Below are 25,814 nucleotides of genomic sequence, written 5' to 3' on the forward strand. Positions count from 1 at the left end.
GTCTCCGATATCTTTGTTATGGTTGCAGCGTGCTTGCGCGAGTCTGCAGGTTCAGAGAGGGCGCGCCGCGATGCGCGGCACGCCGGGTTGGGATCGGCGGTGACTCAGTACTTCATCACCACGAGGCGCGTCTGCGTGAATTCGAGCATACCGTGCTTGCCGTCGTCGCCGCCGAGTCCCGAACGCTTCCAGCCTGCGTGGAAGCCCTGATAAGGATCGGCCGGCGTACGGTTCACATACAGCTCGCCTGCTTCAATGCTGTTGGCGATCTTCATCGCCGTGCGATAGTTCTCTGTGTAGAGCACCGAGGACAGCCCGAACTGATGATCGTTGGCCATCTCGAGCGCTTCGTCGAGCGTGCTGTACTTGACCACCGGCATGATCGGACCGAAGGTTTCTTCCTGGATGATCTCCATGTCCTGGCGGCAGTTCGTCAGCAAGGTGGCCGGATAGAAGAAGCCCTCGCCGCCGGGCAATTCGCCGCCCGTCTCGAGTCTCGCGCCCGCATCGAGCGCGCGTTCGACCATCGCATGAATCGACTGGCGCGATGCCTCATTCACTAGCGGTCCCATCAGCGCGGGGTTGTTGGCGCGGTCGCCAAACTTCACCGCGCTCATATGCGACTTGAGCAGCGCAACGAAGCGGTCATGCACGCTTTCATGCACATATACGCGTTCGATTGCCGTACACAACTGGCCGCAATGCGTGGTCTTGGACGCGACCAGTTCGCGCGCGGCCTTCTCGAGATCGGCATCCGGCTCGATGATCGCGGGTGTCTTGCCACCCAGTTCGAGCGACGGCTTGGCGATATTCGCCTTGCAGTACTCGAGTACCTTGCGACCTGCGCTCACGCTACCGGTCAACGTAATCATGCCCACTGCCGGATGCGTGCAGACTTCCTCAGCCGTCGCGTGGCTCATGGCCAGAATGTTGACGACGCCCGCCGGCAGACCGGCGTGTTCGACCGCCTTGGCAATTTCAAACGCGGAAGTCGGGGTGTTGTTGCTCGGCCGCACCACCACCGTGTTACCGGAGATCAGCGCCGGCGCAACCTTGCGCATGAACGTATAGACCGGGTAATTGAACGGAATCAGGCAGGCGACGACACCGATCGGCTCGCGATGCAAGACCAGGTTTTCGTCGGGAGTGTCGCTTGGAATGACTTCGCCTTCGATACGGCGGGCCCATTCCGCGTGATAGCGGGTGATCTGGCCGGCGTAGATGGCTTCGTTGGTGGCGTCGGCCACGCTCTTGCCCGACTCCAGCGCGAGCGCGGCGCCAATCGCCGGTGCGCGTTCGGCCAAGGCATCGGCCAGCTTGTGCAGATAGACCGCACGTTCGGCAGCGGGCAGCTTACGCCAGCCTTTCTGCGCAGCCGCTGCGGCGTTGACCGCGGCGATCGCTTCATCCTTCGAAGCGCCCGCAACCTGGGCAATCAAGGCCTCGGTCGCGGGGTTGTAGACGGAAATGAGTTCGTCGGTTGCGGGTTCGATGAACTGGCCGTTAACAAAATTCCGATCGAGTCGCATGATCCTTACCAGGTGGCGTAGCGCGAAAAACGCATTGCCGGCGGCGATGAACTCCATGCCACCGGTGCATGGCCAGAATTCTTCTCCGCGGGGTGAGGGTCGACAAGCGACTAATTTGAGAGCCAAACATTCGAAAAACTCATGTTTGGCAAAACGCGTGGGATGGGCGAGCGCTCAAAAGCGCAACAAAGATGCCTGACTCTCCAGCAAGGCGTGCAGCTCGGCTGAATCCGGCCGGGTCCCCCAATTGCGGGCGCCGGCCACGGAGGCAATGGCAATCCACGAGTTCGGCGGAAACCACTCGCGTAAAACGGTGTTAGCTTGAAGAATCCGCAGCCGGCCGGTTTGCCCGCAGTAGTCGGCACATAGCTCGGTGCCGTCCAGTTGGGCGGTCACGAGGACGTTACGCATTCGTTGCATCGGTCTCTCCCGCAAGATAGGGCTAAGCACGCTCAGCGATAGAGGCAGTAACGGGAGTTTATGGACGGTTCTCATTTACAGGTGAAACGCGCGTGCGAGATTGGTAACGCGAGGTTACGGCTCTTGCGCCACTAAAGCGTGACGCCTATCGCGCAAGCATTGTTCAAACAATGTTAAAGACTGAAGGCAGCCTCATCGACATGCAGATCCAAGGCGCGTTCGAGATGAACAGGCTCCTGCGGGCGGCATAGGAAAAAGCCTTGTACGAAGTCGCATTTCACGCCGCGCAGAATATCCAGTTGCTGCTGCTCTTCGACGCCTTCCGCGACGACCTTGATGCCGAGCTTGCGCGACAGGCCGATAATGCCTTCGACAATGCTCTGGGTAGCCGGATCGCTTGCCAGCCTCGATGTAAACGAGCGGTCGATCTTGAGCGTGTCGGGTGCGAAGTCCGCGAGATACTTGAGCGTCGAATGGCCGGTGCCGAAGTCGTCGATCGCAATGCGCACGCCGAGTGACTTCAGCGCAGCAATGACCTTTTGTGCGCGGTCCGGATTTTCCATCAGCGCCGTTTCGGTCAACTCGATTTCCAGTTGCGTGGGTGGAACGCCAAACTTCTTTAGCGCGCGGTCGACTTCCCATACGATCGCGTCACCGCGAAGCTGGCGCGCCGAGACGTTCACCGACATGCCGAGATTGACGGCACCGTGACTCCGCCACTGCGCGAGCTGACTCAGTGCGTGATCGAGCACCCATGAACCGACCTCGGCGATAAAACCCGTTTCTTCGAGAATCGGCACGAACACGCCAGGTGGAATCAGTCCGCGGCGCGGATGTTTCCACCGCACCAGCGCTTCGGTGCTGTACACCGAGAGCGTACGCGGCTCGTGAATCGTCTGGTAGTGCAACAGGAACTGGTTGGACGCCAGCGCTTCGGGAACATCGCGTTCCAGCGCGAAGTCGTCGATGGTTTCCGCCGCTTCCCTGCCTGCGAACATGAAGCAATTGCGCCCGGCTTTCTTCGCGGCGTACATGGCGACATCCGCGCTCGTGAGCAGCGTCTCATGGTTCGCGCCATGTTCCGGATACAGCGAAATGCCGATCGACGCCGTCACGAACGTCCCCGCGCCGTCGTTACGGCCGCTACGCGACAGTTCTGCCAGCAGCGCCTGCGCCAAGGTTTCGAGTCCGGCCTTCTCGGTGATGCTGCTGATCAGGACTGCAAACTCGTCACCACCGAGCCGGGCAACATAAGCATCCGGCGGCAGCGCCGCCTTGATGACAGCGCCAATACCCTTTAACAGACGATCCGCCGCGACGTGCCCGAGCGTATCGTTGAGCACCTTGAAGCGGTCGAGGTCCACGAACATCAGGCCGAATGGCGCGCGCCTCGCACAGCGCTCCTCCATCTCGCGAAACAGCGCGGCCCGGTTAGCGAGGCCGGTCAACGAATCCGTGAAGGCCAGCTTGTCCAGCGTGGCCATGCGCTCCTGCTCGCCGGTGATGTCTTCGGCTGTGCCGATGATCCGCAGCACGGTGCCGTCGCCGGCGCGCACCGGATAACCGGTGCTGCGCAGCCAGCGAATCGAGCCATCGGCTTTACGAATGCGGTACTCGGCGCGTCCTTCGACAGACTGGCTCACGATCCGGCGCATCTCGGCACGCAACGACGGGAGATCCTCTTCGAGCACCAGGTCAAGCCATGCGCCCGGATTGCGCTGCAATTCGTGAGGTTCGATGCCGAACACCTTCGAGCAGCCCGCGCTGACGTAGTGGAACGACTGGAAATCGGCGCTATACGTGTAGAACACCACCGGCATATGCGCTTCCATCTCCGACACGAGCTCGTTTTTCGACTGCAGTTGCGCAAGTAGATCGGTCTGGCTGGTCACGTCGAGCGAGGCGCCCACGATCGCGACCACACGCCCTGCATTGTTCTTGATCGGCGTCAGCCGGCTGTCCCACCATTTCGGCCGGCCAGCCGCTGTATGCGAGAGCCCGCGAAACGAGGTGCGATGTCCCGCCAGTGCACCTGCAAACGCCGTTGCGGCAGCAGCGCTATCCGCTTCGTTCCAGAACGAGAGCCATTGCGCGCCGGTGAGTTGTGCGGGCGAGTCGGCGTCAATCAGGCATGCGCCATATTCGGACATGCGCAGCAGGCGGCCGTCGAGTCCGATCAGGCTCATGCATTCGCGATTGGCGTCCAGCAGCGCGCCGGCCAGCGAGGTCGCCGCCGCCTGTCTGGCCCGCTCGGTGACGAGCGAACGGTAAAGCAACGTCGCCAGCAGCGCTCCTGCGACGACGGCGGCCGTCATCTCCATGACTGACGGCGTGCAACCCGTTAGATGCAACCACTGTGGTATCAGCATGCACAGCGCGACCGCGCCGAAGCCCGCTGCGATTGCCACACCGGCATAGCGGACGTCGACGCTCTGATGGCGCCGGTACCACGCGAAGAAGTACGACAGAAAAAGCTGGTTCTGAGGCGCAAAGCTATCGCTGTCGATAGCGAAGTGGTGCGCATCACGCTTGCTGGTCGAACTAGGGGCGCACGACGGTTTCAATTTGATACCTGGCCGGTTACGAGACTGGGGTCATGCGTCGTGAGAGCCATGCTGAATCCCACTACGTGAGTCAGTTAACGGCAAGGGGGTGGGGAAATTGAGGTGTAGGCGCGTCGCGAGTGGCGTGCCGATAAGAACGCGTAGGCGCGTGCTGCGCTCTATAGGAGAGCGCAGCACTCAATCAGAACAGCTTGCTATTGTCAGAGGATTACAGCGAGGCACCGCGTGCATCCTCGTAGACGTGAGACGACGCGACGGCCCAAAACTCAGAACCGCAGCAACACCTTGCCCTTGCGACCGGGCTTGTCGCTCGCGGCGGCGGCCTGGGCGACGTCGTTCAGATCGAACACGGCCTCAACCGGCAAACGCAACTCGCCGCTGGCGGCGAGACGCAACAGCTCACCGAACATGCGCGCCTTGTCGGCACTCGGGGTGTCTTCCGACACCTTCTTTGCCCAGAAACCCTTGACAGTGGCCTGTTTGAAGATGGCATCGCCGGAGCTCAGCCGCATCAGTTCACCCGACATCGAGCCGAATGAGACCAGCGTGCCGCCTTCGCCCAGCAGGCTGAACAATTCCCCGCTCGCGTCGCCGCCTACGGAGTCGACAGCCGCGGCGAGCGGCGCGTCGCCGTGCAAGGCACGCACCCGGTCTTTCCAGCCCGGGCTTGCCGTCGAAACCGCATTGCCGATTCCGACCTCGGCCAGCTCCGCCACGCCCGCATCGCGACGCACCAGATTCACGACATGGATGCCGCGCGAGGCCGCCAGCATCGCGAGCGTCTTGCCCACCGCTCCATTCGCCGTGTTCTGCACGAACCATTGGCCCGGTTGCAGGTGGAGATACTCCAGCAGCATCACCGCGCTTATCGGCATCGCTATCAGTTGACAGCCGGTTTCGTCGCTCACGGCGTCCGGCAGCGGCACCACGGCGCCGGCAGACGCCAGAACGTACTCGGCCCACGCCTCGTGGACGCCTGCGACGACGACTCGCTGACCGACCCGCAGGTGCCCGACACCTTCGCCAACGGCATCGATCACACCCGCCACCTCGCTACCCGCCACAGCCGGCAACGAGGGTTTGTAGCCGTAGTGTCCGCGGATCGTCCACAAGTCATGGTTGTGGATCGGCGCCAGTGTGGACTTGATGCGCACTTGCCCGGCGCCGGGCGTCGGCGTCGGCCGCTCTCCGACCGTTAGGACTTCGGATGGATTGCCAAACGTCGTATGAATAGCGCTACGCAAATTGAACCTCTGTGGAGAAGGGGTTGAAGGGTGACAGCAGCACGACCGTGAGGCCTTAGCGGGTCTCTTCGAGCAAGCCGAGCAACGCCTCGGCAGCACCTTCGGAAGACGCCGGATTTTGTCCCGTCACCAGCAAGCCATCCACGACCACGTGGCGTTGCCAGTCCGGGCCTTTGGTATAACGACCGCCAAGACGCTTGAATTCGTCCTCGATAAGGAACGGCACGACCTCGGTCAACTGCACCGCCGCTTCCTCGCTATTCGAAAAGCCCGTGACCTCTTTGCCCTTCACAAGCGGACTGCTGTCTTGCGCCTTGACATGACGCAACACGCCAGGCGCATGGCAGACCAGCCCGACCGGCTTGTTCGCCTGGTCGAACGCCTGGATCAGCGCGATCGACTCGGCGCTCTCGGCCAGGTCCCACAACGGGCCGTGGCCACCGGGATAGAACACGGCGTCGTAATCGGTTGCGCGCACTTCGGCGAGTCGCTTCGTGTGAGCCAGCGCCGCTTGCGCGTCCTTGTCGGCGCGAAAGCGCTCGGTGGCCGGCGTTTGTGCGTCCGGCTCGTCGCTCTTCGGGTCAAGCGGCGGCTGTCCGCCTGCAGGCGAAGCCAGCGTGAGCGTGACGCCTGCATCCTTGAACGTGTAATAGGGCGCTGCGAATTCTTCCAGCCAGAAACCGGTCGCCTTGCCGGTGTTGCCGAGGCGATCGTGGGACGTGAGAACCATCAGGATGTTCATGTCCATCCTCCTTTAACGAATGTCTGTTGCTCAAAGGGACCGCGCAAAACGCGCGGCCGTGTCATGCACTGCGCAACATGTTCCGGGTGACCGACATGGCATGCGCAAGCGCGCTCCCATCTCTACGCAGTTTCGTCACCAGAGCGGCGCCGAGCCACAACTGATACAGCGTTTGTGCAAGCTCGCGAGCGTCGAGCGCGGGCGAAAGCGAGCCGTCCCTGCCGCCTTCTTCGATCAGCATTGCGATCCGCCCGATCAGCCGTTCCACGCCGTCGCGCAGGACGATGCGCATATCGTCGGAGAGGTCGGCCACTTCGGCGCTGAGCTTCACCACAAGACATTTATCCGGGCCGTCGGCCTCGAGCTGTTCGCGTTGCCACTCGCTCCAGTAGAGCAGCAGCTTGTCGCGCGCATTCGCCTCGCTCCCCCCGAACAGTTGCTTGAGCCGCTCGGCATATTCAGCGATGTACTGCTCCAGCAGCTCGCGGCCGTACTGCTCTTTGGAACCGAAGTAGTGATAGAACGAGCCCTTCGGAACGTTGGCCGTCTTGAGAATCTCGTTGAGGCCGACTGCGACAAAACCTCGATGGGTGATCAATGCCCTGCCGGAATCGAGGATATGGCGGCGGACTTGTGGATGGCTGGGTCTCATGGTGGCGCTTATTCTCAAGCAAAGTAGACCAGTCGTCTAGTAAACAACTGGGGAGACTTCACCTGGTGCATGAAGAAGGGCGCGACATGCGCCCTGTTGCTGGCTTACGACGGCACCGCTCGCGATACGCACCACAACGAAGCGGTTGCTATAGCTCCGGATTGGCCAGGTCCGCGGCGACGATATGCTCGCCGCATACCTGCGCGGCCGCCAGCGCCTCGACTTTGGTCGGATAGGGTCCGAGTTCGGGTGCGCCGTCGAACGGGAACAACAGCTTGCCGTCGGTCTTGCGAACGACGCTCAACACCCCGAAAAAACGCCGGTAGCCGGCGAGGCGCGAAGACGCCCTCACGTCGAAATCGCTCTCGGATTGCGCCGGAACGCTGGGAATGAATACGGACTTGTTCATAGGCTGGGAGAGTGCGGGACGCAGTTTACCGTGCAGTGACATTACAATTTCCCAACACCGATTTGTCCGATCTTTCATCAATTAGAGCGCGATGCTGAAACATGATGATTGGCAGGTTTGTTATCAGCGTGGTACAAAGACACTCTTCGCGTTCGGTCGCGGGGCGAAGACGCGGCAAACGCGAACGCGACATTTAAATTGAATGGATTAAAAAATGGCAACCGGTATTGTGAAGTGGTTCAATGATGCAAAGGGTTTTGGTTTCATTACGCCTGACGGCGGCGGCGAAGATCTGTTCGCGCATTTCTCGGAAGTCCAGGGAAGCGGCTTCAAGTCGCTGCAAGAAAACCAGAAGGTCAGCTTCGAAGTGAAGCAAGGCCCGAAGGGTAAGCAAGCGGCGAACATCACGCCCCTGTAACAGGCCGGAACGACTGTTCCCCCTGCTGAAAATGGCCCGCCTCGGCGGGCCATTTTCTTTTGCGGCTTACCCGCAGGCCGCACAGCGGGCACGCCCTGGCGCGCCGCTCAAGCCCGGCTCAAAGCTCGAGCAAAGCCGTTTTCATCCAGTCGTGCACAGCCCGACTCAACTCCTGCTGGGAAGTCTCGCGAGAGGAAAACTCGGGGCCGACGACCACCCGAATATGTCCCTTGCTAACCGGCCACCCCTTCGCCGGCCAGATTTTGCCCGCGTTATGGACCACGGGGACGACCGGCGCGCCGGTCGCGCATGCGAGACGAATGCCGCCCGAGGTCAGCCGAAGCGGCGCATCGTGCGGCACGCGCGTGCCCTCCGGGAAGATCACCACGACATCGCCCTTGGCGAGCCGCTCGGCACAGTCCTGCGTGACGGCCTGATGCGCCTGACGCGGCGAACCCCGGTTCAGGCTGACCATATCGAGGCCGCGCAGCACCCAGCCGAAGAACGGAATCCGCAGCAGGTCTTCCTTGAACACGAAACTGACGCGCCGTGGAAAGAGCGCGAGGAATGCGAGTGTCTCCCAAGTCGATTCGTGACGGCACAGCAAAATAGACGGTCCAGCGGGAAGATGCTCGAGTCCCTCAACCGAACAGGTGACACCGGGCAGCCAGCGCATCCATGCAACCATTGCACGACACCATTGCGCCGCCAGCCAGTAGCGCCCGGACCGGCCGGCAAAAGGAAACAGCAGCAGTATCAGCGCCGAATAGAACGTGCCGCTGCCGAGCAGACAGACAATGAAAAGCCATTTGATGAACTTGGAACGCATGAAGAGCCGAGTGAATAAACAATGGAGCCGCGGATTGGTGCATCGCTGCTTGTAGAGACCGCGCGCGAGGCACAACGTTCGTGCGTGGGTGTCGCGGTTCGAGACCTGCGCCGGTCGAAACGACACAGCGGGTTCGCACCTCGCACTGTACCGTCTCACGCACCATGCGGCCAGTATTGCACGCCAGCCGGCACCCTGCATGCATCACGCCGGATGCTACGGCGCACACGCGCCACAGTGCTTCATTGCAAAACCATTAAAAACACTTAATCCGCGTGGCGACGCCAGGTTACGAGCGCGCGGCGATGATTGCGGCGTAAGCGACTCAATGGTCCGTCGTGCTGGTGACGAGCGCGATGCGTGACGGTTCGGCCCACGCCCCTCCTTCTTGTGCGCAAGAGCCATGCTTAAAAATCTCTTCACTTTCATGCTCGCGTTGCGATAGGCCCACCTCTCTATTCTGCTTCTTACCGAGACGCGCATCGCGTTAAGCGGTACAGCCCGGATCCAATCCTATCTTCCGCATGAAGGAGCAGTCATGAAAGTCATTCAGTTCGCCGCTTTGCTTGGCATTCTCGCAACCGGCACGGCCTTTGCGCAAAGCAACCCGGCCACGGCCGCCAACGCCGGCAACACGACGACCACCGTCGCCATGTCGAGCGCAGCGCCGCAAGACGGCACCTGGGTGCCGCCGTATGGTCAGGCTATCGCACCGAAAACCCGCGCCCAGGTCTACGGCGAACTCGTCCAGGCAGAAAAGGACGGTCAGCTCAACTACCTGAACAGCGTGGTGTACGCCCATCCGTAAGCACTGCTCGGGACATGCGTCGTCGCATCCCCTGGGTCGTGCGAGGCGGGATGCCAGATCGCTCGTCCGCCTGCTCGTCCCCAACGGCGGCGTCCCGCAGTGCGGGTCGCCCTCAACTGTCTTCACCACCGAGGAGTCCTTCATGAAAATCATCATGCTGGCAGCACTCATCAGCGTTGCGGCTAGTACCAGTGCATTCGCCCAGACCGCTACCGGATCGAACGACCAGCAGCCCGCATCGGGTAACGCCAGTCTCACCACCGCGTCCACCTCCGATCCGTCCGGACAGTGGGTCGCGCCCTATGGTCAGCCGGTCGCCGCCAAAAGCCGCGCACAGGTCTACAAGAGTCTGGTAAAAGCAGAACAGGACGGTCAGCTCTCGTACCTGGACAACACGTTGTATGCGCATCATTGACGCAGAACTCGCGCAATTCGCCTCGCTTAGCGTTCGTGCCCGCCTCGCATGCAGGCGGGCAGTCGCTAACCGGGGTCGCGCCGTTTAGCGCGAAACCAACTGATAGCCGTAGCGGCTAATCGTCTCCACCCTCGCCCTGAAGCCATGCGTTTCCAGCTTGCGGCGCAGGCGCGACACCACCAGGTTGACGCTGGAGGGGTCGACATCCTCTTTGTCCGGCCACGCATAGCGGATCAACTGCTCTCTCGCCACCGGCGCATTCGCCTGGCGCAGCAAACACTCAATCAGCAAATACTCGCGCTTGGTCATTAACACGCGTTTGCCGTCTTCTACCAGATCGCGCGTTAGCGGATCCAGTCTTGGCGGAAGCGCGTCGGCCGACGGCTGGGCAGAACGCACTAACGACGCGCGGTGCAGCGCCAGCATGCGCTCCTGCATCTCGAGAAACGAATAAGGTTGGACGAAGCAGGCATCCGCTCCAGCGCGCAACACACGCGCACGATCCTGCGAGGTACCGCTTGCGAGCGCCACGATCACCGCGGGTGCACGCGGCAGCCGGGCCAGTTCGGGTAAGGCCTCGAAGAGCCCGGTCATCGGGTTGACGCCCACGGCGGAAATCACAATCGCGTCGAATTCTTCGTGCGCCGCAAGATAGAGGGCGTAGCGCAGGTTGTCCGCCGCATGCACGCTGTGCGCGCTTTCCCTGAATGCTTTATGTAGGTAAACGGTCTCCGCCTCGGAGGACGAAACCAGCAGGATTCTCATCTAAGCTTTATGACTTACTGCAGATTGTGTGGCCAGCAATCGATGGTGATGGTCGTACCGCGATCTTCGCCGCCAATGCGCAGTTCGAAGTCGTGCAGCCGGATGATGGCCGAGACAATGCCCAGCCCGAGACCGGTGCCCGGTACATGGCGCGTCTGTTCGACGCGATAGAAGCGGTTGAGCACGGCGTTGCGCTCGCTCACCGGAATGCCAGGTCCGTTGTCCGCGATCACCAGTTGCGGCCCTGCGCGCCCGGCGTGCAGCTCGACGCTGACGTCGCCGCCTTGCGGGGCGAACTTGATCGCATTGTCGAGCAGGTTGCTGAACGCCTCGAACAGCAGGGCACGATCCGCATGAACCGGTTCGGCCGCCTCGATGCACGACGCCAGCTTAATGGCCTTTTCCTCGGCGAGCGGTTGATACAGGCCACACAGTTCGTCGACGAGCGTCTGCAGGGAAACCACGTCGAAGCCGCTACGCCGCTGCAATGTGCCGATTTCCGAAATCCGCAGCATCGCGCCGAAGCGCTCGAGAATCGAATCGGCTTCCACTCGCGCATTGGCAAGCAGCGCGTTAGCCGGCTCGTCTCCGCCCGCGCGCACACGCTCGGCGAGATTCGCCAGTTGCAGGCGCAGGCGTACCAGCGGCGTACGCAGATCGTGCGCAATGCCGTCGCACGCGCCCTTGACCTCGCTCATCAGGCGCTCCACTTCATCCAGCATGTGATTGACGAGGTGGCACAGCATGTCCAGTTCGTCGCGCCCGCCGGTCGGCAGGCGTTGCGCAAGGTCGCCGTTGGCGATGCGCGTCGTGACGCGCCGCATGGCCTTGACCCGGCGCATCTGGCGCAGGCTGAGCAGCAGGCCGGTGGCAAGACTGAGAACGAGACACAGCACGCCGCCGCCGATCAGCGCCTTGGTCAACTCCTCGCGCACATGACGCACATCGGTGAGACTGCGGCCGATCACCAGCTTGATGCCGTTGTCGCGCGTCTCTCCCATCACGCGCACCGTGGGCATCGAGGGATTCTCAGCCAGCACCAGCGTGCGGCCGGTTGACGAACTATGCGATTCGCCCGCCTGGTCGAACTTCAGGCCCGCGGGCATGGCGACGATGTCCCCTGCGAGACGGTGGCCGTCCGGTGCAAACAGGCCGTAGTAATTCGAGTGCCGGTTCTCACGTTCGAGCCTGCGGCCGATCACGGGCGCGACCTGATCGTCGCTTTTCGAATCGAAATAGCGCATCTGCCAGCGAATCCCGCTGTCGGCCTCACGCTCCATCGCGGCGCCCACCGAATACTCAAGAAAACCCAACAAGGCCATGAAACACAGCGAAAAGATCGCGGCGTAGGCCGAGAGCCATCTAAAGGTGGTCGTGTGCCAGCGCTGGCCCGATCGGTGCGTTGAAAGCGAACTCTGCGTGTCGGCGGAGATCGCCGTTCCTCGCACTTTGCCAAATTCCAGAGCGGACACAGACATCGGCTCCTCGCTTGTTGATTCGTTAAGAACGTGAGCCCAATCGGCTTAGTGTCGGCATCATAGCCTTGCATGAATAAATAGCAGGCCGCACAAAGATGAAAAACCCGTCACTTTGATGTGCCTTCGATGAAACATGAAGACATGTTCTTTACATCAAGCCTTCTGGGTTCGCTTCAAGAGAAGCAAAGCGACGGTGCCGATCCGAAACATCCGCTAAAACGCGCAACAATAAAAAAGCACGAGCCGGAATCCGGCTCGTGCTTTGCGGTGCTAAAGCTAAAGTATTGCTGCTTTAGAAGCGATGCATCATCGCGATGCGATACACTATCTGATTGCCGCTCGACGACTGGCTCGGCGAGCCCAGAATGTTCGCATAGTCGAAGTCCTGGCCGGTCTTGCCATCCGCGTGCTGGTAGGCCCCCTGCACGTAAACCGAAGTGCGTGAGCTCAGGTCGTAGTCAAGCATGAGCGACACCTGATTCCAGTTCGGATCCGAGCTGCCCGTCACCGTGGACACATGAGCACGCGTGAACGTATAAGCTGCACCGAGCCAGAAATCATGCGCAAAGAAGTACTGGCCGTTGATTTCGAAGTTATCGAACTTCCACGAGTCTTGCGTTCCGGCCACCGGCTGCGTAGTGAAGTACGCGTTGTACGTCGGGTTATAGATGTCGACGTGCGAGTACGCCAGCGAAACAATGGCCTTGTCGGCAAACTTGTACGACACGCCCGCGTCGATATTCTGCTGCGAGGTACCCATGAACACCACGGTTGCGCTCGGCGCCGCACCGCCGCTCGTGGCACCGCCGTTGTTGGTCTTCATATACGCCACAGCCGCGGAAAGCGGACCCATCTGATACTGGAGCGCCGCGCTGTACACGCGGTTATCGGCAAAGCCGCCGGCTTCGTTGCTAAAGCCGTACATGGCTTCGCCCGTGAAGCCTGCCACGGTCGGCGAAACGTACTTGACCGAGTTCTGGATGCGGTAATCCCAGTCCGCGTTGTCGTTGTCATACGGGTGCGCGCCGAGATCGCCTTCCCAGTTGCCGGCTGCCGTGTAGCCGCTCCACATGTCGATAGTCGGATCGTACTGGCGCCCCATCGTGAATGTGCCGTACTGTGCCGACGACAAGCCGACATACGCCTGGCGGCCAAACAGCAGATCGCCCTGCCCCATCGTTCCGGTGTTGGTGTTGAAGCCGTTTTCCAACTGGAAGATAGCCTTCATTCCGCCACCCAGATCCTCGCTGCCTTTCAGGCCGAAGCGGCTGCCGGCCGTGTCGCCGCTCACCATCTGGTAGCCCCGGTTGCCGGCCGCGTTGGTGGTGAAGTCAAAGCCCTCGTCGATAATGCCGTAGAGCGTGACACTGTTCTGAGCATGCGCGACATTACACAGCGCGACGGCGGACAACAGTCCGGCCAAACACGTTTTCTTCATTTGCCTTGTACCTGATGAGTAAAGTAGAGGGATCTGCCTTTTCCGTCTGTGCGCTTCTGCGCTCTTGGGCGCTGCGCCGCCATCTGTGCGGCGGCGAGATAAAAGTGCAAGCGAAGTTTAAGGAGCAAGCCTCTTTTGCGAGAGCGGTACAGACGAAACTCAGTCTTTCAACAACTGCAAGTACGAAACGCGGGCATGCAATCGCCTTTAGCAAGGCGGTCTCGCGTTTCTTTTTTGAAAAAATCTCGGGTTTTGCGGCCGGTCAGTGTCGTACAGGAACGACAGCGGCGCCGACATCTATACCAACCATGACGACAACACGCCGCATAGTCGTAGCCAGATGGAGATTCAATTAATTACTAAACACTCCTACTAAATGTTTGATCTATTCAGGAGTGTAGTTTTTCAAGTTTTGACGCCGCCATGAACAGCGCGGCGCGGTGCAATGCCAGGTTTGGCACCGCACCGCCTTTCTTGTTCGCAGCTTTACCGCCTTCCCTCTACCCACCGTGCGGCGCACCGGACCGAATTCAGCACAGTCGCCTACTCGTCAGCGGCCACGAAAAATGCTGCATTGCGTCCCTGTAACACAGTGGGGGCCGCCCGACTCGCCCGTGAAATCGGCCGTGCCGCCATATGAGACGTTGCTGATGACACGCGCCGGCAGCTTGCCGGATTGATCAGGTTCGCTATATGACATGTCCGTCGCGTCTTGCGCGGACTCGTCTGCGTTTTGCTCGAGAATCGCGCGGCCGTGCGGTTGCGTGTTCGTCTGGACATCCTGCCCGTTCGCGAGCGCAGTTGCCAGAAGCAGCCCCGCGCCGGCCAACGGCACCAAGAAAAGTGATTTCATCTCGACACTCCTTGCATCGGGTACCCCTAGGTCCCTTGCCCGGCAGTCCGCCAATCTGAAGGTCGGCTCCCTCTGCTTTGCCAATTAACCGAACCATGCGCGACGGCAGCAGGACGGACCGGCATGGTCCGCGGGAGCGCGCTCCCGCCGCGCGTCCTAAGTAACGGCTCCACTCGCTCATCCCTGTTGTCGGAAAGAACGGTGCAGTGCACCAAAAGGATCGTCCGGACCGGCTGCGTCCGGCCCCGGCGCAGAGAATGACCGTGCTGCACCTCCGTTATAGGTCAAGTTCGCAAGACGTCAACGGCGTGCCCGCGAGGCGTACAGCGGCGCCATCCGGGGGCCGCCGGCCCGTCGCGGCGACGCTTGAAGGCTGTCCGACGGCCGCATGCGTGGGCACGGCACTCGCTCTGCTGAGGTTATATTTCGACATGGCGCGAAGTCCCGCTCGCGCGCTTCACCCCGCTTCACCCCATAGCGCTGAACTGCCGGAGAGGTAGATGGAGTACGCGTATCTTCACCTGTTGCACCTGCTCGGCGGCCACGCGGGATGGACGCTCGCAGTGGTGTGGCTTGCGGCCTTCCTGGAGTCAGTCGCCGTCATCGGCACATTCGTTCCGGGCAGCACGGCCATGTTTCTCGCGGGAGCGCTGGTCGGCACCGGTTCGCTCAACCTCGGCTGGCTGTTCGTCTGCGCGCTCGCGGGCGCGGTCGCCGGCGACGGCCTCAGTTATTGGCTAGGCCACCGCTACCGCAACAGACTCGTGCAGCTTTGGCCATTCGCCACGCATCCGCAGATTCTCGAGGCGGGACACCGGTATTTCGCGCAGCACGGCGCGCGCAGCGTCGTGTTCGCCCGCTTCATCGCACCGTTGCGCGCCATCGTGCCGGTCGTCGCCGGCATGCTCGGCATGACGCCGATGCGCTTCTATGCGATGAACCTTTTGTCGGCGCTCCTATGGGCGCCCGCGCATATTCTTCCGGGCGTAGTGTTCGGCGCGTCGCTGCAACTGGCGGGCGCGGTTTCGTTTCGTCTGGTCGTGGTCATCGCGATTCTGGCCGCGCTTGGCTGGCTTAGTTTTCGCGCAATGCGCGTGGTGCTGTCGCGCGCCCAGGTGTGGGCCATCGCGTCGCGCCGCAAGCTCTTCGCATGGGCCTGCGGTCACAAAGGACGGGCGGCGACCGCTTTGCTGGTGGTGCTCGATCCCGAGCGGCCGGCGATGGGCATCGTTGCCGCGATCTCCGTGCTCGTGCTGCTATTCGCGGCGATTTTCTTCGGCGTGTTTCAGGACGTCGCTAGCGGCGACCCGTTGGTACAGGTCGACACGTCCGTCTACCGCTTTCTGCAATCGGTCCACTCCACCTGGGCCGACACCGTGATATCGGGCCTCGCGACCTTAGGCAGCGTTCCGACGCTGGCGGCCGTCGTAACGACCGTCATCGTCTGGATGGCCTATGAGCGGCGCTGGCTCGCCGTCGCCTACTGGCTCGCGGCCGTCGCCTTCTCGCAATTGCTGATCTTCGCCATCCAGTTGATCATACGGCGTGCGCCGCCCGGCCATGCGGGCCTCGACGTCTACGCATTTCCCAGCAATCACGTGGCGGCAAGCGCGATTGTCTATGGCTTTCTGGCGTTCCTGCTGGCGCGGCGGGTCGGCAGGGTGCAGAGCATTCTGGTAACGACTATCGGCACTGCGATTGTCGTGGCCGTTGCGTTCGCCGGGCTTTACTTCGGGCGCTTTTCGTTCTCCGATGCGATTGGCGGTGCGGCGTTTGCGGCCATCTGGGTCGCCGTCATCGCCTTGACCGTAGTGTGGCGCAACCCCCAGACACCGGCATCGCGCCCGTTCATGCCGCTTGCGATGCTGGCGGTGATCTGTGTCAGCGTGTCGCTGCAGATGGCGCCAAACCGGTCGGCCAGCGCGCCGTCGAGCGAACCGCCTCGCCCATTGCAGGTAGTCACCGAAGCGCAATGGACCGACGCGCTTTGGAAAACCTTTGCCTGCTACCGGTCCGACATGACCGGCGAGAGGCGTGAACCGATCACCGTGCAATGGGCCGCGAACCGCGAGCAGATCGAAGCTCAGTTGAGCGACCGGGGCTGGATTGAAGGCACCCAATTATCGGTACGCTCATTGCTGTATCTGGTGGCGCCCGACCCCGCAGCCACCGCGTTGCCGGTTTTACCGAAGCTCGACAACGGCCAACCGTCCGCCATGGTGTTCACGCGCGCTCGCGATGCGCGCGACGAACGCGATGTCCTGCGTTTCTGGCCGACCGACTACGCGGTGCAACGCAAGAGCGGCACGCCCGCCGCACCGATCTGGCTCGGCTCGCTCGTGCATGAGCGGCTGCGGCGCCCCTCGTGGCCGTTCAATGTGCTGCGTCCGGACCGCCAGGTCGATCCACTGATCTCGGTGCCGGGACAAGCGGGCGCATGGCGCGAGCTCGAGGTATCGAGCATTGCCGGATGCGAAGGCGCACGCGTTACGCTGATCGATTCGAACGTAAAATGAACCCGTGCCGAGTCCTGCCCAGATACGCGAAACGCAGACCCGGTAGCCCGCGAACGCAGGCGCGGCGGCCACTAGCCAGGGAGCATGGCAATTGATAGAGTTTCCGCAATCGGAGATTTCGACTTGGGGCGGCTGCGTCGTTTTTCTAAACGTTCTTCTAACCCGACTGGGCGTCCCCATCCCCGCTGTACCCGTTCTGCTGTTCGCCGGATCCGCGATTGCCAGCGGCGCCCTGTCGTTCTGGTACGTATTGCCCTTGGCGGTGTTAGGCGCACTGATTGGCGACGGCACCTGGTTCATGGCAGGACGCCTGTATGGCCACCGTTTGATTAGTAGCCTCTCGCGGCTTTCAATGTCGATTGGCCAGCATGTGCGCACCACTCGCTCGCTATTCGAGCGCTTCGGGGCGCCGATTGTATCGGTGTCCAAATTCATTCCGGGTCTGGCGATTGCCACGCCGCCCCTGATGGGCACGACACGGGTCGATATACGCATATTTATCGCCTGGGATATGCTCGGTGCGGCAGCATGGGCCACGTTCTGGCTTCTCGGCGGCGCAGTGTTCGAGAAACAGCTTGGCATGTTCGTACTCACTCTGCGGGCGCACGGCACGACAGTTATCGATCTGGTGCTGGCGGGGTCGTTTCTCTACTTCGTGTTTCGCTGCATCCAGCGTTGGCGCTTCAAACGCTGGCTCAAGCAGGTTCAGATAACCCAGCAACAACTGGAGACAATGCTGCGCACCGAATCGCCTCCCGTCATTCTGGATGCACGCCCGCAGTCGGCATTGCTGGACGAGACGTACCGGATCCCCGGAGCCCAGAGCCTCGACGCGACTTCGCCTGCGGAAATCGACGCGGCTTTGCCGGCCACACATCGCGTGGTGTATTGCGTATGCGAGGACGATACGACGGCCATGCGCATCACCCAGCATATGCGCCATAAAGGGTTTACGAGGATTCGTGCGCTAAAGGGCGGCCTCGACGCCTGGGCACGCCGCGGCTATGCGCCCGAGCCGCTGCCCAACCGGGCGCCTGCAGCCACGCTCGCCGCCCGCGTGAAAAGCCTGCGCAACGAGACAGAAGCGGTCACGCTGCGCGGCGTCGCACCGCGCCGAGGCGCGTCTGCCAAGACGAACCGCTAGGGCGGTGAGCCTGCTATCGCAGCGTGCCGGCGCTAGACACTGAGCGCGGAGCGGCCTGCGCCGCTATCTATTCCGCGCTCTGAGGTTAGTTTGCCCTATAGTCAACTTGCATCGTTTTAGCGGGTTTTTTACGCATTTTTTATGCGTTTAGCGGCGTACAGTAGCGGCCCTGGTTGTCGGTTGTCATTTTCCTGTGGTAAAAAGCAGCGTCGCATCTCGCCGACCTCGGCTAAGCGACACCAACACAACAGTCTTTTTTGGAAAATTCAGGAAAATGGCAACTGGTACAGTAAAGTGGTTTAACGATGCAAAGGGCTTTGGTTTCATTACGCCGGATGGCGGCGGTGAAGACCTGTTCGCGCATTTTTCTGAAGTCCAGGGAAGTGGCTTCAAATCGCTGCAAGAAAACCAGAAGGTCAGCTTCGAAGTGAAGCAAGGCCCGAAGGGTAAGCAAGCGGCCAACATCACGCCGCTGTAACACGCTGGAACTCGCGTTCCGCAGTCGCATTGGCCCGCTTTGGCGGGCCAATGTCGTTTCAGGGGCAACGCGTCGGTGTCGTTACGCGGCAGTGCTCGATGCCGTCCTGGCCACCGAAGCTTTCTTCGCACCCGCCCTCTTCGTTACGGACTTCTTCGCCGCCACTTTCTTCACTGCTGCCTTTTTCGTGGCGGGATCTCTCGTTGTCATTGCGGCTTTCTTTGCTGCCGTTTTCTTCGCTGTTACCTTCTTAGCCACAACCGTTTTAACTGCGGCTCTCTTTGCCGGCGCTTTCTTAGCAGCACTTTTCTTCGCGGACACCTTCCTTGCCGAAGTGGCCGCCTTGCTCGCGCCGCCGCCGTTCAACTCAACCGCGGCGGTCTGGTCGATCAGGTAGCGGGTACGGTCTTTCACGTCCTTGATCCAGGCCGGCGGCCGGGCATGACCGCTCCACGTTGCACCGGTTTTAGGATCCCTGTACTTCGGCGGCATCTTGCCTTTAGCACTCGCGGCATGTTTAGCCACACCATTGCCAGGACGGCGTCCAGCGGCCTTGGCCTCGCGCCTGGCTTTGGCGCGCGCCTCGATGTCAGCGGTGGTCAAGCCGTGCTTGATCATCAACTCGCGAATCTGGTCGACGGCCGCTTGCGCCCGTTTGGCAAGCAACACTTCGGCTTGCGCCTGAAGTTTCCTCATACGCGCTTGAATTTGTTCGAGGGTAGCCATTACCGCCTCCTTATGTATGGGTAACGGACGCACTATGCCACGAGCACATAGCGAAACGCTACGGTTTTGCGCGCAAAGACGCATGAAATAGCGAGTTTTATTGTTATCGGATGGGCGTATGAGCGTGGCACCACTGGCCCGATACCGCGTCATATTCAATACTAGCGATTGCTTCATTAATACAACTGACTATGCATGAACGCACAATCCGCAGCGACCGGCGGCAGTGGGAATGTCCCGGCAAGCCGATCGTCGCAGCAGCGGCATTCAATGGCCGCTGATCAACCGTTCCGGTGACGACGCCGATGGCTCCTGGTTGCGCTCGGTCGACCACACTTCGTGCTGCAGCCAGTCGCGAAACAGAGCCAGTTGCGGCAGGTCGCCCTGCTCCGGACGCGTCACCAGCCAGTACGACTGATGGCCGTCGACATGCACGTTCAGCACCTGCACGAGTTCGCCAGTGGCAAGTTCACGGGCAATCATATGGCGGTCGGCAATCGTAATGCCGAGACCGTCGACGGCTGCGCGGATCGCCAGATCGAGCAGATCGAATTCGTAACCGCCGCTGGTATCGACGCCTTCGATGCCTGCCGCCTTGAGCCAGTGCTGCCAGGTCAAATAGCGCTGCTCGTCGCTTGCCAGCACGTGCAGCAGCGTGAACTGATTCAGGTCGATTTCCCCCTGCCCGGAATGCCGCGCGAGCAGCGCCGGCGAGCAGACAGCCACATGCCGTTCACTCATCAGCAAGCGGTTGTCGAAGCCTTCCCATTCACCGTCGCCGAAGCGGATTGCACAATCGAGCACTCCCGATTCGGCAAGCTTGTCCTCGACCCGCGTCGACAGGCTCAGTTCGAGTTCCGGATGCGCGTCGCGCAAGCGCCCAAGGCGCGGCATCAGCCACCGGCTGGTGAAAGTGGGTGGAGCGTTGAGACGCAGACGGTTCAGATGAGTCTTTTCCTGAATGCTGCGCACCGTGAGTTCGATCTTGTCGAACGACTGCTGCAGCGCCTGCAGCAGCAGTCGTCCGGCCGTGGAAAGCTCGAGGTGATGATGGCGGCGCTGCAGCAAGGGTTCGCCGAGCTGCTCTTCCAACTGGCGCACTTGCCGGCTGACCGCGCTCTGCGTGACGTTAAGCAGTTCGGCGGCACGCGTGAAGCTGCCGGTGCGGCCAGCTACTTCAAAGGCTTTAAGCGCGTTGAGCGCGGGCATTTTTCGTTTCAAGGGTGTCTCTGATCGAATGCGGCAAACCGGACGGCCATTTTACGCGTTCGCGACCAGTGTCTTCTTCACTCGGGCTTCGGAACAATCTGAGGCCAAAGCGACGGCATTCACAGATCTTACGCAGTCCGCAACAAATCACACAGCAGCATGGCCAGCACGCGGGCGCCCGATTCAATGGTTGCGTCTGCATCGATCCTCCGGAAACACCTGCGTGGCTGGACTTGGCTCATCGCGCGAGGCGTTCACATTACTCATATCAATGCGCCGTGTGAGCGTACCCAGCCGGCATGGAAAAGCTTACCGCCGCAATCGCATACTAGTCGCCGCCAGTATGCGCTTTGGCGATGGCACAGGCCCGCCAGGCAAGGCGCAAGCATTTCCTGCACACGCAAAGGGCCCGAATGACACATATTTGTCACGACTTCGACATGTTCATGAACCAGCATGAAAAGTTGACGCGACTACCTTGGGGAACACGCCATGCCGGAACTTTCGTACCCGCAGACGCCAGCCGCAAATGCTCGAAGCCGCAGCATTGGTCTGATCATTTTCCTGATTGTGATCGCCATCGGAGCGGTGTATTGCGCCGTTCATCTGGTTAGCGACCTGCAGTCGGTTCAGGCACTCAGCTTTCTACCGTATCTGTTACTCGCCGTCGCCTTGCTGATCGCGCTCGGCTTCGAGTTCGTCAACGGCTTTCACGACACCGCGAACGCCGTCGCCACTGTGATCTACACGCATTCGCTTGCGCCGAATCTCGCAGTCATCTGGTCCGGCACGTGGAACTTCCTCGGCGTGCTGACCTCGACCGGTGCAGTCGCGTTCGGCGTGCTGCAGCTTCTGCCGGTCGAACTGATCCTGCAGGTCGGCAGCAGCGCCGGCTTTGCGATGGTGTTCGCGCTGCTGATTGCCGCCATCATCTGGAATCTCGGTACGTGGTACCTCGGTTTGCCGTCTTCGAGTTCGCACACGCTGGTGGGATCGATCATCGGCGTGGGCCTGATGAACCAGTTGATGCATGGCGCCAGCGGCACCAGCGGCGTGGACTGGAATCAGGCCCTGGGCGTCGGCAAGTCGCTGCTGTTCTCGCCGATCGTCGGCTTCCTGCTCTCGGGCTTGCTGCTGCTCGCACTCAAAGCAGTCGTCCGCGTGCCGGCCCTGTACTCCGAACCGAAGGGCGGCGAGCCGCCGCCCTTCTGGATCCGCAGCCTGCTGATCCTGACCTGCACGGGTGTCTCGTTCGCGCACGGCTCGAACGACGGTCAGAAGGGCATGGGCCTCATCATGCTGATCCTGATCGGCACGGTGCCGACCGCGTATGCCTTGAACAAGGCCGTGACGCCCGCTGAAACGCAAACCTTCATTGCGGTGTCGCAGCAGGCTGCCGCGACGTTCGGCAAATACGTCAATGGTGCGCCGCCCTCGGCCCATCCGCGCACGGCGGTCGAAGACTATGTGCGTACCCATCAGTTGACGCCCGAGACGCTGCCGGCGCTTCAGCAACTCACCAGCCAGATCGGTCAGCAGGTCGGCCAGTCCGGTTCGATGGCAGGCGTGCCGCAGGATATCGTCGATAACGTGCGCAACAACATGTATGTGGCATCCGAAGCCGTTCGGCTGATGGAGAAAGCCAAGCTGCCCGTCTTCGCAGCGGACGACCTCAAGGTGATCGACAACTTCAAGAAGCAGATCGATCACGCAACCAAGTTCATCCCGACGTGGGTCAAGGTCGCGGTGGCGATCGCCCTGGGGCTGGGGACGATGGTAGGCTGGAAGCGCATTGTCGTGACGGTCGGCGAGAAAATCGGCAAGCAGCATCTGACCTATGGACAGGGCGCCTCGGCGGAAGTGGTGGCGATGCTGACGATCGGTGCGGCTGACCTCTACGGTCTGCCGGTCTCGACCACTCACATACTATCGTCGGGCGTGGCCGGCACGATGGCGGCCAATGGCTCGGGCCTGCAATGGAGCACCGTGCGCAGCCTGATCATGGCGTGGGTCCTCACGCTGCCCGCATCGATCGCGCTAGCGGCGGGGTTGTATTGGTTGTTCCGGCACGTCTTTTGAGCGCCCCCAGACCTGCCGCTTACGCGTCAGGCCCCCCGAGGGGGCAATCCCCAAGGGGACTTCCTTCGGGGCGGGAAACTTGGGGCGGCCCGGCGTTTCCTTGAGAGAAAAGAGGTGACGCGACGCCGCGCTGCGGCGCGGCCAGTTGGCTAGCCGCCCGTCCATTGCATCAGTTTATTGCTCCTCCAAACCCAAACAAAAAGCCCGGCAAGTCAATGACTTGCCGGGCTTTTTTAAGCACCCCACCGCGTCAATAAACTTCCGGCACGATCATGCTGACCGGCACCGGCTGGCGAATGTACTCCGCGTTGTACACCCGCTCCGGCAGCGTGATGAGAGGATGCTCGACCTCGTGGTACGGCACCTGGCTCAGCAGATGGTGGATGCAGTTCAACCTCGCGCGCTTCTTGTCGACCGCCTGCACCACCCACCACGGCGCCTCGGGAATATGCGAGCGCTGCAGCATCACTTCCTTCGCATGGGTATAGGCCTCCCAGCGGCGCCGGCTCTCCAAGTCCATCGGGCTCAGCTTCCACTGCTTGAGCGGATCGTGGATACGGGTCTGGAAGCGAATCTCCTGCTCTTCATCCGTAATCGAAAACCAGTATTTGAGAATCTGTACGCCGCTGCGCGCGAGCATCTTCTCGAACTCCGGCACCGAGCGGAAAAACTCCTCGTACTCCTCGTCCGTGCAGAAGTTCATCACGCGCTCGACGCCCGCGCGGTTGTACCAGCTACGATCGAACAGCACCATCTCGCCGCCCGCCGGCAGATGCGAAACATAGCGCTGAAAATACCATTGCGTGCGTTCGCGGTTGTTGGGCGCCGGCAGAGCCGCCACCCGGCATACGCGCGGATTGAGGCGCTGCGTGATGCGCTTGATCGCACCGCCCTTGCCCGCCGCATCGCGCCCCTCGAAGATCACCACGAGCCGGTGTCCGGTGGCGACGATCCAGTCCTGCAGCTTGACCAATTCGCCCTGCAGACGAAACAGTTCGCGGAAATACTGCTTGCGCGCCTCGCGATGCTCGGGCGAGAAGCTCGCATCGCCGTCGCTGATGCGGTCGTCCACTTCCATTTCGAGTTCTTCGTCGTACGCATCGATGAGATCCTCTTCAAAACGGCGCTGCCGCTCGGCCATCGATGCCGTATCGACCATAGGATCCTGCTCTTTCATCGCGACTCTCCTGGAAACGGGAATGGGTAAGCACGCTGCGCGGACGACAGCGGCGGCCGCTCGATTGTCGATGACCGAGGTGTCACTGTTATTACTGGGGCAGTATGGCTCGCGCCCGCGTGCCAACCGTCTCCGGCGTGCGTCTTCGCAGCCCCGCGCGGCCCTTCACGCCGGACGGCGGTCTCCCCCGCGCTCCATGATAGCGAGTTTTACGCGCCGTCAAATCCGCTATCGGAGCGGTTTTGCAAAGCTCAATTCGTGGCCGTCCGGGTCGGTAATGTGGAAATAGCGTTCGCCCCACGGCGCGTCCGACGGGGCGAATTCAGGCTGCAGCCCAGCCGCCAACGCCTTCTGATAGATGCCGTCGACGTCCGACACGTAAATGATCACCCGCCCCCAGCCGCTCACCGGGCCGTGGCTGTCGGCGATCAGGTTCAAGAACGACGTACCGAACGCAAACGATGTAAACGTTTCCTGCGGACCGCCAAAATTCAGCGGGAAGCCAAGCGCCTCATAAAACGGCACGGACCGCGCCATATCGCGCGTCGCCAAGGTAACGGCGCTCAACGACTCGATGCGAGGCTCCTCCGATGGGGCGGTCTGATTCATCATGGTCTCCTCGCGTCGTTTGTGAACAGGGCGTCGGCACGGTCAGTTTCTCACACCCTCGGACACGTCTTGAAAATAGATGGACAGCCCTGCAGTTAGGCTCCCGCCTAGTCCGGAGCTTCGCCATGGGAAGCCGTCCCCGTTTTATTGATGACCTGTCGCGCGCCTCGTCCGAGCCTGCCGGGCCGGCCGAGCCTGCGGCTTCCGCTGCACCGGCGGCGCAGCCGGCCGAGCAGACCACCGCGCCATCCGCACTCAACGACGACGCCTTGCTCGACGCCTACTCGCGCACCGTGATCGGTGCGCTGGAACGCGTCCAGCAGGCTGTCGTCTTCATTTCCGTCGAACACCGCACGCCCGGCCATCCCAGCGGCCGCGGCACCCGCGGCGGCACCGGCTCGGGCTTCCTGTTCACGCCGGACGGCTACTTGCTGACCAATAGCCATGTCGTCCATGGCGCCGTGCAGATCCAGGTGACGCTCGCGGACGGCAGCCAGTTCGCAGCCGACCTGGTCGGCGACGATCCCGGCAGCGACCTCGCTGTGCTGCGCATCGGCTCGGCCGAACCCCTGCCGCACGTCGAACTCGGCGAATCGGGACGGCTGCGGGTCGGTCAGATTGCCATTGCGGTGGGCAACCCGCTCGGCCTGCAACAGACGGTCACCACGGGCGTGGTGTCGGCGCTCGGGCGCTCGCTGCGCTCGAACTCGGGCCGCATGATCTACGACGTGATCCAGACCGACGCGGCCTTGAATCCCGGCAACTCGGGCGGTCCGCTGATCAACTCGGCCGGTCAGGTGATCGGCGTCAATACCGCGATCATTCCCGGCGCCCAGGCCATCTGCTTTGCTACCGCCATCGACACCGCGAAGTGGGTCATCATGCAGATTTTCGCGTATGGCCGGGTGCGGCGCGCCTATATCGGCGTGGCCGGCACTACGACGCCGCTGTCGCGACGCGTACAGCGCTACTTCAACCTGAACGCGGCAAGCGGCGTGCGGGTGATGGAGATCGTCAAGGCCAGCCCGGCCGCACTCGGTGGCCTGCGTACCGACGACACGATTGTCGCCATCGATACGCTGCCCGTCGATGGCGTCGACACGCTGCAGCGTGTGCTGGATGCTTCGCGTATCGATCGCCCGGTCAGCGTCACGGTATTGCGCGGCACGCAGCGGCTCGAGTTGACGCTGACGCCGGTCGAGCAGACAAGCTGACCTATGCCGACTTGACCGCGGCGCCGTGGATCGCCAGCGATCAATGACATCAAGATGCGCCACAAAGAAGCGCAGCAGTGTCACGACGATTTTCTATA

At 61.6% G+C, this 25,814-nt stretch carries 24 protein-coding genes; 8 read left to right on the top strand and 16 right to left on the bottom strand.

Annotated elements, in window-relative coordinates:
• Positions 1-104 precede the first annotated feature (104 nt).
• From aldA to AC1ECK_RS06555, 7 genes are all read right to left on the bottom strand, one after another.
• On the bottom strand, positions 105-1,529 hold the full coding sequence (gene aldA, locus AC1ECK_RS06525; protein ID WP_480317097.1) for an aldehyde dehydrogenase: 1,425 nt from the start codon (positions 1,527-1,529) through the stop codon (positions 105-107).
• 174 nt (positions 1,530-1,703) lie between these two features.
• Positions 1,704-1,949, bottom strand: coding sequence for a hypothetical protein (locus AC1ECK_RS06530; RefSeq protein ID WP_480317099.1), 246 nt, complete (start codon positions 1,947-1,949; stop codon positions 1,704-1,706).
• Between the two features lie 173 nt (positions 1,950-2,122).
• Positions 2,123-4,513, bottom strand: coding sequence for a putative bifunctional diguanylate cyclase/phosphodiesterase (locus AC1ECK_RS06535; protein WP_480317101.1), 2,391 nt, complete (start codon positions 4,511-4,513; stop codon positions 2,123-2,125).
• Between the two features lie 266 nt (positions 4,514-4,779).
• The gene (locus AC1ECK_RS06540) at positions 4,780-5,667 is read right to left on the bottom strand and encodes a zinc-binding dehydrogenase (RefSeq protein ID WP_480317103.1); all 888 of its coding nucleotides are present in this window, start codon (positions 5,665-5,667) and stop codon (positions 4,780-4,782) included.
• A gap of 145 nt (positions 5,668-5,812) precedes the next feature.
• A complete protein-coding gene (locus AC1ECK_RS06545; RefSeq protein ID WP_480317105.1) occupies positions 5,813-6,499 on the bottom strand; it encodes a type 1 glutamine amidotransferase domain-containing protein in 687 nt (228 codons plus the stop codon).
• Positions 6,500-6,560: 61 nt separating this feature from the next.
• Positions 6,561-7,151, bottom strand: a complete 591-nt coding sequence (locus AC1ECK_RS06550) for a TetR/AcrR family transcriptional regulator (protein WP_480317107.1) — start codon at positions 7,149-7,151, stop codon at positions 6,561-6,563.
• Positions 7,152-7,299: 148 nt separating this feature from the next.
• Positions 7,300-7,560: a DUF6723 family protein gene (locus AC1ECK_RS06555; protein ID WP_480317109.1), complete on the bottom strand. Its 261-nt coding sequence runs from the start codon at positions 7,558-7,560 to the stop codon at positions 7,300-7,302.
• Between the two features lie 214 nt (positions 7,561-7,774).
• Here AC1ECK_RS06555 and AC1ECK_RS06560 point away from each other — a divergent pair, with 214 nt between their 5' ends.
• Positions 7,775-7,978, top strand: coding sequence for a cold-shock protein (locus AC1ECK_RS06560; RefSeq protein ID WP_074266313.1), 204 nt, complete (start codon positions 7,775-7,777; stop codon positions 7,976-7,978).
• Between the two features lie 118 nt (positions 7,979-8,096).
• On the opposite strand, the gene AC1ECK_RS06565 is transcribed toward AC1ECK_RS06560, so the two are convergent.
• Positions 8,097-8,807 (bottom strand): lysophospholipid acyltransferase family protein, encoded by a 711-nt coding sequence (locus tag AC1ECK_RS06565; RefSeq protein WP_480317111.1) that lies wholly within the window; start codon positions 8,805-8,807, stop codon positions 8,097-8,099.
• Between the two features lie 538 nt (positions 8,808-9,345).
• Between AC1ECK_RS06565 and AC1ECK_RS06570 the strand changes: the two genes are divergently transcribed.
• Entirely contained in the window at positions 9,346-9,615 is a 270-nt protein-coding gene (locus AC1ECK_RS06570) for a DUF4148 domain-containing protein (RefSeq protein ID WP_480317113.1), read from the top strand.
• 142 nt (positions 9,616-9,757) lie between these two features.
• Positions 9,758-10,030 carry a DUF4148 domain-containing protein gene (locus AC1ECK_RS06575; protein WP_480317115.1) on the top strand — a complete coding sequence of 91 codons (273 nt, stop codon included), beginning with the start codon at positions 9,758-9,760 and terminating at the stop codon, positions 10,028-10,030.
• 84 nt (positions 10,031-10,114) lie between these two features.
• Here the strand turns inward: AC1ECK_RS06575 and AC1ECK_RS06580 are convergent, their stop codons facing one another.
• The 4 genes from AC1ECK_RS06580 to AC1ECK_RS06595 all read right to left on the bottom strand — a co-directional run bounded on the left by AC1ECK_RS06580 (position 10,115) and on the right by AC1ECK_RS06595 (position 14,564).
• A complete protein-coding gene (locus AC1ECK_RS06580) occupies positions 10,115-10,795 on the bottom strand; it encodes a response regulator transcription factor (RefSeq protein WP_480317117.1) in 681 nt (226 codons plus the stop codon).
• Between the two features lie 14 nt (positions 10,796-10,809).
• Positions 10,810-12,273 (bottom strand): sensor histidine kinase, encoded by a 1,464-nt coding sequence (locus AC1ECK_RS06585; protein ID WP_480317119.1) that lies wholly within the window; start codon positions 12,271-12,273, stop codon positions 10,810-10,812.
• A 292-nt stretch (positions 12,274-12,565) separates the two neighbouring features.
• Entirely contained in the window at positions 12,566-13,711 is a 1,146-nt protein-coding gene (locus tag AC1ECK_RS06590; RefSeq protein WP_480317121.1) for a porin, read from the bottom strand.
• A gap of 550 nt (positions 13,712-14,261) precedes the next feature.
• Positions 14,262-14,564, bottom strand: a complete 303-nt coding sequence (locus tag AC1ECK_RS06595) for a hypothetical protein (RefSeq protein ID WP_480317123.1) — start codon at positions 14,562-14,564, stop codon at positions 14,262-14,264.
• A gap of 500 nt (positions 14,565-15,064) precedes the next feature.
• On the opposite strand from AC1ECK_RS06595, the gene AC1ECK_RS06600 reads away from it, so the two are divergent.
• The 3 genes from AC1ECK_RS06600 (at position 15,065) to AC1ECK_RS06610 (ending at position 18,702) form a co-directional block, all read left to right on the top strand.
• Positions 15,065-17,080: a bifunctional DedA family/phosphatase PAP2 family protein gene (locus tag AC1ECK_RS06600; protein WP_480317125.1), complete on the top strand. Its 2,016-nt coding sequence runs from the start codon at positions 15,065-15,067 to the stop codon at positions 17,078-17,080.
• Between the two features lie 91 nt (positions 17,081-17,171).
• A complete protein-coding gene (locus AC1ECK_RS06605) occupies positions 17,172-18,224 on the top strand; it encodes a VTT domain-containing protein (RefSeq protein WP_480317127.1) in 1,053 nt (350 codons plus the stop codon).
• 274 nt (positions 18,225-18,498) lie between these two features.
• Positions 18,499-18,702 carry a cold-shock protein gene (locus AC1ECK_RS06610; protein ID WP_074266324.1) on the top strand — a complete coding sequence of 68 codons (204 nt, stop codon included), beginning with the start codon at positions 18,499-18,501 and terminating at the stop codon, positions 18,700-18,702.
• 81 nt (positions 18,703-18,783) lie between these two features.
• On the opposite strand, the gene AC1ECK_RS06615 is transcribed toward AC1ECK_RS06610, so the two are convergent.
• Together AC1ECK_RS06615 and AC1ECK_RS06620 are read right to left on the bottom strand one after the other, a co-directional pair.
• Positions 18,784-19,428 (bottom strand): H-NS histone family protein, encoded by a 645-nt coding sequence (locus tag AC1ECK_RS06615; RefSeq protein ID WP_480317130.1) that lies wholly within the window; start codon positions 19,426-19,428, stop codon positions 18,784-18,786.
• Between the two features lie 267 nt (positions 19,429-19,695).
• Complete coding sequence (locus tag AC1ECK_RS06620; protein ID WP_480317350.1) at positions 19,696-20,637, bottom strand: LysR substrate-binding domain-containing protein; 942 nt, start codon at positions 20,635-20,637, stop codon at positions 19,696-19,698.
• Positions 20,638-21,129: 492 nt separating this feature from the next.
• On the opposite strand from AC1ECK_RS06620, the gene AC1ECK_RS06625 reads away from it, so the two are divergent.
• On the top strand, positions 21,130-22,716 hold the full coding sequence (locus AC1ECK_RS06625) for an inorganic phosphate transporter (RefSeq protein ID WP_480317132.1): 1,587 nt from the start codon (positions 21,130-21,132) through the stop codon (positions 22,714-22,716).
• A gap of 250 nt (positions 22,717-22,966) precedes the next feature.
• Here the strand turns inward: AC1ECK_RS06625 and ppk2 are convergent, their stop codons facing one another.
• The gene (gene ppk2, locus AC1ECK_RS06630; RefSeq protein ID WP_480317134.1) at positions 22,967-23,893 is read right to left on the bottom strand and encodes a polyphosphate kinase 2; all 927 of its coding nucleotides are present in this window, start codon (positions 23,891-23,893) and stop codon (positions 22,967-22,969) included.
• Between the two features lie 228 nt (positions 23,894-24,121).
• On the bottom strand, positions 24,122-24,505 hold the full coding sequence (locus tag AC1ECK_RS06635) for a VOC family protein (protein WP_480317136.1): 384 nt from the start codon (positions 24,503-24,505) through the stop codon (positions 24,122-24,124).
• A 122-nt stretch (positions 24,506-24,627) separates the two neighbouring features.
• Between AC1ECK_RS06635 and AC1ECK_RS06640 the strand changes: the two genes are divergently transcribed.
• Positions 24,628-25,716: a S1C family serine protease gene (locus AC1ECK_RS06640; protein ID WP_480317138.1), complete on the top strand. Its 1,089-nt coding sequence runs from the start codon at positions 24,628-24,630 to the stop codon at positions 25,714-25,716.
• Positions 25,717-25,814 lie beyond the last annotated feature (98 nt).

Source organism: Paraburkholderia sp. SSBN10T, assembly GCF_056619545.1.